Annotated in this window: 11 protein-coding genes and 1 pseudogene; all 12 read right to left on the reverse strand. The window is 68.2% G+C overall.

Annotation, left to right across the window (positions count from 1 at the left end):
* Window positions 1–70: 70 nt before the first annotated feature.
* Window positions 71–1384: a histidinol dehydrogenase gene (hisD, locus tag AC27IQ_RS14570; protein ID WP_272567599.1), complete on the reverse strand. Its 1314-nt coding sequence runs from the start codon at window positions 1382–1384 to the stop codon at window positions 71–73.
* Window positions 1385–1429: 45 nt separating this feature from the next.
* The gene (locus AC27IQ_RS14575) at window positions 1430–1783 is read right to left on the reverse strand and encodes a hypothetical protein (RefSeq protein ID WP_317352588.1); all 354 of its coding nucleotides are present in this window, start codon (window positions 1781–1783) and stop codon (window positions 1430–1432) included.
* 116 nt (window positions 1784–1899) lie between these two features.
* Window positions 1900–2543, reverse strand: a pseudogene (hisG, locus tag AC27IQ_RS14580) (ATP phosphoribosyltransferase).
* A gap of 70 nt (window positions 2544–2613) precedes the next feature.
* Window positions 2614–3897 carry a UDP-N-acetylglucosamine 1-carboxyvinyltransferase gene (gene murA, locus AC27IQ_RS14585; protein WP_487089898.1) on the reverse strand — a complete coding sequence of 428 codons (1284 nt, stop codon included), beginning with the start codon at window positions 3895–3897 and terminating at the stop codon, window positions 2614–2616.
* A gap of 94 nt (window positions 3898–3991) precedes the next feature.
* Entirely contained in the window at window positions 3992–4234 is a 243-nt protein-coding gene (locus AC27IQ_RS14590) for a BolA family protein (RefSeq protein ID WP_272567594.1), read from the reverse strand.
* A gap of 37 nt (window positions 4235–4271) precedes the next feature.
* Window positions 4272–5027, reverse strand: a complete 756-nt coding sequence (locus tag AC27IQ_RS14595; protein WP_272567593.1) for an ABC transporter permease — start codon at window positions 5025–5027, stop codon at window positions 4272–4274.
* The gene (locus AC27IQ_RS14600; protein ID WP_284429927.1) at window positions 5024–6001 is read right to left on the reverse strand and encodes an ABC transporter ATP-binding protein; all 978 of its coding nucleotides are present in this window, start codon (window positions 5999–6001) and stop codon (window positions 5024–5026) included. The genes AC27IQ_RS14595 and AC27IQ_RS14600 overlap by 4 nt, the downstream gene beginning before the upstream one ends.
* A 173-nt stretch (window positions 6002–6174) precedes the next feature.
* Window positions 6175–6444, reverse strand: coding sequence for an STAS domain-containing protein (locus tag AC27IQ_RS14605; RefSeq protein WP_284426007.1), 270 nt, complete (start codon window positions 6442–6444; stop codon window positions 6175–6177).
* Window positions 6445–6466: 22 nt separating this feature from the next.
* On the reverse strand, window positions 6467–7111 hold the full coding sequence (locus tag AC27IQ_RS14610; RefSeq protein ID WP_284429926.1) for an MlaC/ttg2D family ABC transporter substrate-binding protein: 645 nt from the start codon (window positions 7109–7111) through the stop codon (window positions 6467–6469).
* A 140-nt stretch (window positions 7112–7251) separates the two neighbouring features.
* On the reverse strand, window positions 7252–8016 hold the full coding sequence (locus AC27IQ_RS14615) for an MlaA family lipoprotein (RefSeq protein ID WP_284429925.1): 765 nt from the start codon (window positions 8014–8016) through the stop codon (window positions 7252–7254).
* Window positions 8013–8516, reverse strand: coding sequence for an outer membrane lipid asymmetry maintenance protein MlaD (gene mlaD / locus AC27IQ_RS14620; RefSeq protein WP_284396724.1), 504 nt, complete (start codon window positions 8514–8516; stop codon window positions 8013–8015). The genes AC27IQ_RS14615 and mlaD overlap by 4 nt, the downstream gene beginning before the upstream one ends.
* Before the next feature lie 38 nt (window positions 8517–8554).
* The coding region (mlaE, locus tag AC27IQ_RS14625) for a lipid asymmetry maintenance ABC transporter permease subunit MlaE (RefSeq protein ID WP_487089899.1) at window positions 8555–9278 on the reverse strand (724 nt) is incomplete at its 5' end.

A 9278-nucleotide genomic window follows, 5' to 3' on the forward strand; every position in this document is an offset into this window, starting at 1 on the left:
CCGCCGCCCATGGCGGCACCCGCGGTGCGCAGGGGCCCGCGCGGGCGGCCCGCGTGGAGGTGGCCCGTGTTTAGGGCTTGATGCGCATCTCGGCCGCCCGCGCGTGGGCCTGCAGGCCCTCGCCGTAGGCCAGCTCGGCGGCGATCTTGCCCAGCGTCTGCGCACCGGCCTCGCTCACCTCGATGAGGCTGCTGCGCTTTTGGAAGTCGTACACGCCCAGCGGCGACGAGAAGCGGGCCGTGCCGCTGGTGGGCAGCACGTGGTTGGGGCCGGCACAGTAGTCGCCCAGCGATTCGCTGGTGTAGGCCCCGAGAAAGATCGCCCCGGCGTGCCGCAGCAGCGGCTCCCAGCGGTGGGGCTCGCGGCTCGAGACCTCCAGGTGCTCGGGCGCGATGCGGTTGCTGATGGCGCAGGCCTCTTCCATGTCGCGGGTAAGGATCAGCGCGCCGCGGCCGGTGAGGCTCTTGGCGATGATCTCGGCACGGGGCATGGTGGGCAGCAGCCGGTCGATGGCGGCCTGCACTGCGTCGATGTAGGCGGCGTCGGGGCTCAACAGGATGGACTGCGCGAGTTCATCGTGCTCTGCCTGGCTGAACAGGTCCATGGCCACCCAGTCGGGCGGCGTGGAGCCGTCGGCCAGCACCAGGATTTCGCTCGGGCCGGCGATCATGTCGATGCCAACGGTGCCGAACACGCGCTTCTTGGCGCTCGCCACATAGGCATTGCCGGGCCCGGTGATCTTGTCCACCTTCGGAACGGTGGCCGTGCCGTAGGCCAGTGCGGCCACGGCCTGCGCGCCCCCCAAGGTGAACGCACGCGTCACGCCGGCCACATGGGCGGCGGCCAGCACCAGCGGGTTGCGCGCGCCCTGCGGGGTGGGCACCACCATGATGATCTCGCCCACGCCCGCCACGTGCGCGGGAATGGCGTTCATCAGCACGCTCGAGGGGTATGCGGCCTTGCCGCCGGGCACGTAGATGCCCACGCGGTCGAGCGGCGTGACCTTCTGGCCCAGCAGCGTGCCGTCCTCGTCGCGGTAGCTCCAGCTTTCGCCGCTGGCCTTGCGCTGCGCCTCGTGGTAGCGGCGCACGCGCGCAGCGGCAGCCTCCAGGGCCTCGCGCTGCGCGGCGGGAATGGCCTCGAAGGCGGCCTTCAGTTCGTCCTGCGACAGCTCCAGCCCGGCCATGGAATCGGCCTGCAGGCCGTCGAAGCGGCGCGTGTATTCCAGCACGGCCGCGTCGCCGCGGGCCTGCACGTCGGCCAGGATGTCGGCCACGCGCTGCTCGATGGCGGCATCGGTCTCGGCGGACCAATGCAGGCGGTCCCGGAACGCGGCCTCGAAATCGGCGCTATCGGTACGCAAACGAACAGGCGTGGCTTTCATGGCTTTTCTATCTCTATCGCGAAGGGGAAGAAGGGGCCGCCGGGCTCATTCGGTCTCTGCCGACACGTCGCCCGTCTTGCGGTTGTACTTGAGCGTGATCTTGTCGAGTTCGCAGAGGTTGAAACCCTCCCACTCGACTTCCGAGGCGTCGTCGGTGAACACGACCTTGATGTCCTGGATGCAGTGCTTGGTGTCGCCGAACTTGAACTTGCGCGAGGCGCCGTTCACCAGCTGGTTGCGGCCCAGGCGGTCGCTGCCCCACTTGTCCATCTTGGTGGGCGAAATATAGACCTCGTTGAGCGCATAGCCGGTGCGATTGACCAGCGTGAAGTCGGCATCGGCGGCAAACGAGGCGCCGCTCAGCGCCAGACAGCCCAGCACCAGGATTTTCTTGAACATGGAACACCTCAGATTTCTGAAACACAAGATGCATCGAGAAACAATTTTCTCGACACAGCCCGGATTCTGCCCCGTCCTGGCCGGCGTGGGATTCGATATGAGGCACCCGCGCAACGTCAGCCGCCGGCGGGGATGACCGACGCGAACGCGTCATGATGCGGCGCAGCGGCGCCTGCTTGAGCTTGAGCGCCGCCTGGTTCACCACCAGGTGCGAGCTGATGTCCATGATCCGCTCCACCTCCACCAGGTGGTTGGCCCGCAGCGTGTTGCCCGTGGACACCAGGTCGACGATGGCATCGGCCAGCCCCGTGAGCGGCGCCAATTCCATGCTGCCGTAGAGCTTGATCATGTCCACGTGCACACCCTTGGCCGCGAAAAAATCGCGCGCGATGGCGGTGTACTTGGTCGCCACCCGCAGGCGCGAGCCCTGCTGCACTGCGCGGACGTAGTCGAAGTCGTCCCGCACCGCCACGCTCACCCGGCACTTGGCGATCTGCAGATCCAGCGGCTGGTACAGCCCCTGGCCGCCGTGCTCGATGAGCGTGTCCTTGCCCGTCACGCCCAGGTCGGCGCCTCCGTACTGCACGTAGGTCGGCACATCGGATGCGCGCACCAGCACCACGCGCACGTCGGGCTGGTTGGTGGTCAGGATGAGCTTGCGCGACTTCTCGGGGTCGTCCAGCACCGCAATGCCGGCGGCGGCCAGCATGGGCAGGGCTTCGTCGAAGATGCGGCCCTTGGACAGGGCAAGAGTGATCATGGTCATAGGGGTGAAGAAAAAAGGAACCCGGCCGCCGCACGCCAGGGAACCGGGGGGCGGCGAAGGCGGCTCATGCCGCCCTCTCGATGTCGGCTCCGAGGCCGCGCAGCTTGGCTTCCATGCAGTCGTAGCCGCGGTCCAGGTGGTAGATGCGGTCCACCACGGTGGCGCCGTCCGCCACCAGCCCGGCGATGACGAGGCTGGCCGAGGCGCGCAGGTCGGTGGCCATCACCGTGGCGCCGGACAGGCGCGCGGTCGTGCTGCCCAGGCCCTCGATCACCGCGACCTTGCCATCGGTCTGGATCCTGGCGCCCAGGCGTGCGAGCTCGTCCACGTGCATGAAGCGGTTCTCGAAGATGGTCTCGGTGACCGTGGAGGTGCCCTGCGCCACCACGTTCAGCGCCATGAACTGCGCCTGCATGTCGGTGGGAAAGCCGGGGTACTCGGTGGTGCGAAAGCCCTGCGCGCGCAATTGCGCGGCGCCCGGGCTCTTGACGCGGATGCCCTCCGGCTCGGCCTGCACCTGCACGCCGGCCTCGCGCAGCTTCTCGATCACGGCGTCCAGGTGGTCGGCGCGGCCGTGGCGCAGCAGGGCCTCGCCGCCCGTGGCCGCCACGGCGCACAGGAAGGTGCCGGCCTCGATGCGGTCGGCCACCACGCGGTGCGTGGCGCCGTGCAGGCGCTCCACGCCCTGGATGCGGATGCGGCTGGTGCCGTGGCCTTCGATCCGGGCGCCCATGGCGATCAGCATCTCGGCCAGGTCGGAAATCTCGGGCTCCTGCGCGGCGTTCTCCAGCACCGTCTCGCCCTCGGCCAGCGTGGCGGCCATGAGGAAGTTCTCGGTGCCGGTCACGGTGACCATGTCGGTGGTGATGCGCGCGCCATTCAGGCGCGTGGCGCCCGCCGGCAGCCTGGCGATCATGTAGCCGTGCTCCACCAGGATCTCCGCGCCCATGGCGGTCAGGCCCTTGATGTGCTGGTCCACCGGGCGCGAGCCTATGGCGCAGCCGCCCGGCAGCGACACGGTCGCCTCGCCGAAGCGCGCCAGCAGCGGCCCCAGGGCCAGCACCGAGGCGCGCATGGTCTTGACCAGCTCGTAGGGCGCCTCGGGCGTGGAGAGCGCGCCCGCATCGATGCGCACCGTGCCGTCCGGCGAGCGCTCGGCCGCCACGCCCATGTTGCGGATGAGCTTGAGCATGGTCGCCACGTCCTGCAGCTGGGGCACGTTCAGCAGCGTGACGGGCTCGGCCGTGAGCAGCGCCGCGCACAGCTCGGGCAGGGCGGCATTCTTGGCGCCGGAAACCAGCACCTCGCCATGCAGCGCGCGGCCGCCGCGAATCAGGAGTTTGTCCATGGCATCGAGCCCGGTGTTTCAGTCAAAAGTGCCGCCAGCGCAATCAACACTAGGGCATATAGCTATCAAAAAGTGAGCAACCAACCACAGGCCGTCAGGCGCCCTGCGCGGCCCACTCGGCGGGCGTGAAGGTCTTCATGGACAGCGCATGCACCTCGTCGGTCTGCATGCGGGTGCCCAGCGTGGCATAGACGCGCTGGTGGCGCTGGATGGCACGCTTGCCCTCGAACTCGGCCGAGACGATGGTGGCGTACCAGTGCCGTCCGTCGCCTTCCAGCGCGAGGTGCTCGCAAGGCAGGCCGGCGGCGATGAGGTCTTTGAGTTGGTCGGCGGTCATGGATGGGCTCGGGGGTCGTGGGTGCGTCGTCGCGTCGTCAATTGCGAATCTTGTAGCCGGTGCGCAGCAGGTGCACCGCCAGCGCGCTGACCAGCAGCCAGGCAATGCCCACGATGCCCAGGCTCAGCCACGGCGACGTGTCGCTCTGGCCGAAGAAGCCGTAGCGAAAGCCGTCGATCATGTAGAAGAACGGGTTCAGGTGGCTCACCGTCTGCCAGAACGGCGGCAGCGACTGGATGGAATAGAACACGCCCGACAGGAACGTCATGGGCACGATCACGAAGTTCTGGAACGCCGCCATCTGGTCGAACTTGTCGGCCCACAGCCCGGCGATCAGCCCCAGCGTGGACAGCAGCGCCGCGCCCAGCAGCGCGAACGCCAGGATCCACAGCGGCGCGGCGAAATCGGGCCGTGCGAACGCGAGCGTCACCACGAACACGCCCAGCCCCACGACCAGCCCGCGCACGATGGACGAGCCCACGTAGGCCACGAACCAGGCCCAGTGCGACAGCGGCGTGAGCAGCACGAACACCAGGCTGCCCATGATCTTGCTCTGCACCAGGCTGGAGGAGCTGTTGGCGAAGGCGTTCTGCAGGATGCTCATCATCACCAGCCCCGGAATCAGGAAGGCGGTGTAGCTGATGCGGTCGTACACCTTCACGTGGTCTTCCAGCACGTGGCCGAAGATCAGCAGGTACAGCACGGCCGTGAGCACGGGCGCGGCCACGGTCTGGAAGCTCACCTTCCAGAACCGCAGCACCTCTTTGTAGAACAGGGTCTGCCAGCCGGTCATAGGCGCACCCCGCCTTCGGCCGTGGCCTCGGGTCCTTCGGGCGGCGCGGGCTCGCGCGCCGGGTCGGGGTAGCTGCTTTGCGCCATCACGTTGAGGAACACGTCCTCCAGATCGGCCTTGCGGATCTCCACGTCATGCACGGCCACGCCCGCGGCGCGCAGCACGGCCAGGTGGCGCTCGATGTCCTGCGCGTCCTGCGCGGGCAGCTGCACCACGCGGCCGGTCACCCGGGCGATGGCCGCCAGGGCGGGCGGCAGCACGTCATCGGTCTTGAAGCGCATCACGTTCGTCGAAGCCCCGTGCAGCAGGTCGGAGGTGGTGGACAGCGCCACCATGCGCCCGCGCTTGAGCATGGCGATGCGGTTGCACAGCGCCTCGGCCTCTTCCAGGTAATGGGTGGTGAGCAGCACCGTGTGGCCTTCCTTGTTCAGGCGGGCGACGAAGTGCCACAGCGTCTGGCGCAACTCGACGTCCACGCCCGCCGTGGGCTCGTCGAGCACGATGATGGGCGGCTTGTGCACCAGCGCCTGGGCCACCAGCACGCGGCGCTTCATGCCGCCCGAGAGCTGGCGCATGTTGGAGCCGGCCTTGTCGGCCAGGCCCAGGTTTTCCAGCAGCTCGTCGATCCAGGCCTCGTTGTTCTTCACGCCGAAGTAGCCGGACTGGATGCGCAGCGCCTCGCGCACGTTGAAGAACGGGTCGAACACCAGTTCCTGCGGCACCACGCCCAGCTTGCGGCGGGCGGCGGCGAAATCGGCCTGCACATCGCTGCCCTGCACGCGCACGTGGCCGCTGGTGGCACGGGCGAGGCCGGCAAGGATGCTGATGAGGGTGGTCTTGCCCGCGCCGTTCGGCCCGAGCAGGCCGAAGAACTCGCCCTCCTCGATGTCCAGGCTGACGTTGTCAAGCGCCTGGAAAGGGCCTTTGGGCGTGGAATAGGTTTTGGAGACGGACTGGAAGGAGACTGCGGGCATGGGAGCCGGTGATTTTACGGCGTGCCGGCAACCGGTGCCCGCGCAAGGCGATGGGAAAGAAAAACAGCGATGGCCGGCGACTCGCGCCCGCACGGGGCAGCGTGCGAACCAGGCGGTGCGGCAGCCAGACAACGGACGGGCCGGCGCCCGTGCAGGCGCCACGCCCGAAGGGCTCAGGCGGCCGGCAGCAGCTCGCCCACGCCGTACAGGCCGGCGAGCTTTTGCAGCCCGTCCGGCAGCGACTTCACCTCGAACCGCTTGCCGTCCAGCAGCGCGGCGCGGCGGCAGCCCAGCAGCACCGCCAGCGCCGACGAGTCGAACGTGGTCAGCGCGCTGGCATCCACCACCAGCAGCTCGTCGCGGTGGGCCTTGAGCCCCTGCAGCAGCATGCGCAAGCTCGCATTGGCCTGCGCATGGGTCAGTTCCGAAGGAAGCACCAGCATCGCGATCGGCTCCGGCGAACGGTCAGCCGCCCTTGGCGGCGTTGGCCTTGTTGCGGGCCACCAGCGACTCGATCAGGCCGTCCACGCCCTTGGCGTTGATCTCCTGCGCGAACTGGCCGCGGTAGGTTTCCACCAGCCACACGCCGAGCACATTCAGGTTGTAGATCTTCCAGCCGGCGCCGTCGCCGGGCGTCTTCTCCAGGCGGTAGTCGAGCTGGATCGGGTCGCCGCGGCCCTGGATCTCGGTGCGCACCAGCACGTCCTTGTCGTCGGCGGCCATGCGCAGGGGCTTGACGGTGATGGTCTGGTCGTTCACCTGGCTCAATGCGCCGGAATAGGTGCGCACCAGCAGCGTCTTGAACTCGTCCTGCAGCCGCTTTTGCTGTTCGGGCGTGGCCTGGCGCCAGCCCGGGCCCACGGCCGCGGCGGTCATGCGGCGGAAATTGACGTGCGGCAGGATGGTCTTGTCGACCAGCGCCATGATCTTGTTCACGTCGCCGGCCTTGATGCTCTTGTCGTTGCGGACGGTTTCCAGCACGTCGGCCGACAGGCGCTTGACCAGCGCATCGGGCGCTTCTTCGGCGGCCAGTGCGGACAGCGGGGCGCCGAGCCAGAGCACGGCGGCGGTGCAGAGGGCGGCATGGCCCAGGGTGCGTCGATTCATCATCAGTGTCGTTCCTTCCTCGGGCACGCCCAGATGGCGTCCCTTCGATTCGTTCATTCTCGGGTCGGGCCGGCGCCAGGATGCGTCGGTCCGGTGCACGGATGCAAGCAACTGCAACCGCGCCGCGCCAAGGCCGAGGCCCTTCAGCGCGCCGGCTCTTCGGGCAGCTTGCCGCCGCCGTCGTCGTATTCTTCCTCGCCGCTGTTGGCCGGCGCGCCGCCTTCCTGGCTGCGAACCTGTAGGAACACATCGCGCGTGAAGCTGTACTTGTCGAGCGCCGCGGTGTCCAGCACCGAACTGGCACGCAGCAGGTTGGAGCGGATGTTCACCACGCGCAGGGCATACAGCGAGTTGCGCGCCGACACCGGGTCCACGTACGAGACGAGGTCGCCCTTGGCATCGACCGGCAGCGCGAGCGTGTCGCGCACGGTGGACGGGCCCAGCAGCGGCAGCACGAGGTACGGGCCGGTGGGGATGCCCCAGTGGCCGAGCGTGAGGCCGAAGTCCTGCTTGGCGCGGTCCACGCCCATTTCGCTGGCCACGTCGAACACGCCCCCTAAGCCGAACACCGTGTTCACGTTGAAGCGCACCAGGCTGTTGAGCGCGCCCTCGCCGCGCAGCTGCAGCAGGTTGTTCACGAACGACCAGGCATCGCCCAGGTTGGAGAAGAAGTTGCTCACGCCGGTGCGCACGGGCGCGGGCGTGATGTCGCGGTAGGCCGTGGCGACCGGCCGCAGGATGATCGAATCGACGTTGTCGTTGAAGTTCGTCATGCTGCGGTTGTAGGGCTCCAGCGGGTCACGCGGGTTGGCCCCGGGGCCGCTGGCGCAGCCCGTCAGGAAGAGCGCGCCCAATGCCAGTGCGCTGCCGTGGGCCAGGGCCCGTTTCATGGTCGTTGTTGTCGTCATTTTTTGCCACCTGTGCTGGAGGAAGGCGCGCTGCTGCTGTTGCCGCCGCCCTCTGCCTTGCCATAGAGAAATTGTCCGATCAGGTTTTCCAGCACCACGGCCGACTGGGTGGAGGAGATCTTGTCGCCTTCCGCCAGGTTGGCTTCGTCGGCACCGGCCTGGATGCCGATGTACTGGTCGCCCAGCAGGCCGCTCGTGAGGATCTTGAGCGAGCTGTCCTTGGGGAACGCATAGCGCTTTTGCAGCTCCAGCGTCACCTTGGCCTGGAAGCTCTTGTCGTCGAAGGTGATGGACTGCACGCGGCCGACCACCACGCCGGCGCTGCGCACCGCCGCCTGGGGCTTCAAGCCGCCGATGTTGTCGAACAGCGCGGTGACCTGATAGCCGGTCTGGAAGTTCAACTTGAGCAGGTTGGCGGACTGCAAGGCCAGAAAGACCAGCGCCGCGCCACCCAGCAGGACGAACAGGCCGACCCAGATATCGTTCTTGGAATGCTGCATGGTGTGTGTTTCCTAGGGGTTGCGGGCGTGCGGCCCCGTCAAATACTGAACATCAGGGCGGTGAGGACGAAGTCCAGCCCCAGCACGGCGAGCGACGCCATCACCACCGTGCGCGTGGTGGCCCGCGACACGCCTTCGGGCGTGGGCTTGGCCAGGTAGCCCTGCAGCAGCGCGATGAACGTCACGGTGACGCCGAACACGAGGCTCTTGAGCACCCCGTTGCCCACGTCCTTCCACACGTCCACGCCGCCCTGCATCTGGCCCCAGAAGGCGCCGCCGTCCACGCCGATCATGAGCACGCCCACGATCCAGCCGCCGATCACGCCCACCGCGCTGAACACCGCGGCCAGCAGCGGCATGGTGAACACGCCGGCCCAGAAACGCGGCGCGAGGATGCGGCGCACCGGATCGACGGCCATCATTTCCATGGCCGAGAGCTGCTCGCCCGCGCGCATGAGGCCGATCTCAGCGGTGAGCGAGGTGCCTGCGCGGCCGGCGAACAGCAGCGCCGTGACCACCGGGCCCAGCTCGCGCACCAGCGACAGCGCCACCAGAAGGCCCAGCGATTCGGCCGAGCCGTAGCGCTGCAGCGTGTAGTAGCCCTGCAGGCCGAGCACGAAGCCCACGAACAGGCCCGACACGGCGATGATGGACAGCGAGTAGTTGCCCAGGAAATGGATCTGGTCGCGCACCAGCCCCGGGCGCTGCAGCGTGGGGCCGATCAGGGCCACCAGCCGGCCGAACAGGCGCGCCGCGCGGCCC

The sequence above is a fragment of the Acidovorax sp. KPB24-07 genome, assembly GCF_057543315.1.

Bases quoted from the DNA above. Each gene is read 5' to 3' on its own strand.
- hisD (WP_272567599.1), bottom strand. From the start codon at position 1,384: ATGAAAGCCACGCCTGTTCGTTTGCGTACCGATAGCGCCGATTTCGAG.
- AC27IQ_RS14575 (WP_317352588.1), bottom strand. From the start codon at position 1,783: ATGTTCAAGAAAATCCTGGTGCTGGGCTGTCTGGCGCTGAGCGGCGCC.
- murA (WP_487089898.1), bottom strand. From the start codon at position 3,897: ATGGACAAACTCCTGATTCGCGGCGGCCGCGCGCTGCATGGCGAGGTG.
- AC27IQ_RS14590 (WP_272567594.1), bottom strand. From the start codon at position 4,234: ATGACCGCCGACCAACTCAAAGACCTCATCGCCGCCGGCCTGCCTTGC.
- AC27IQ_RS14595 (WP_272567593.1), bottom strand. From the start codon at position 5,027: ATGACCGGCTGGCAGACCCTGTTCTACAAAGAGGTGCTGCGGTTCTGG.
- AC27IQ_RS14600 (WP_284429927.1), bottom strand. From the start codon at position 6,001: ATGCCCGCAGTCTCCTTCCAGTCCGTCTCCAAAACCTATTCCACGCCC.
- AC27IQ_RS14605 (WP_284426007.1), bottom strand. From the start codon at position 6,444: ATGCTGGTGCTTCCTTCGGAACTGACCCATGCGCAGGCCAATGCGAGC.
- AC27IQ_RS14610 (WP_284429926.1), bottom strand. From the start codon at position 7,111: ATGATGAATCGACGCACCCTGGGCCATGCCGCCCTCTGCACCGCCGCC.
- AC27IQ_RS14615 (WP_284429925.1), bottom strand. From the start codon at position 8,016: ATGACGACAACAACGACCATGAAACGGGCCCTGGCCCACGGCAGCGCA.
- mlaD (WP_284396724.1), bottom strand. From the start codon at position 8,516: ATGCAGCATTCCAAGAACGATATCTGGGTCGGCCTGTTCGTCCTGCTG.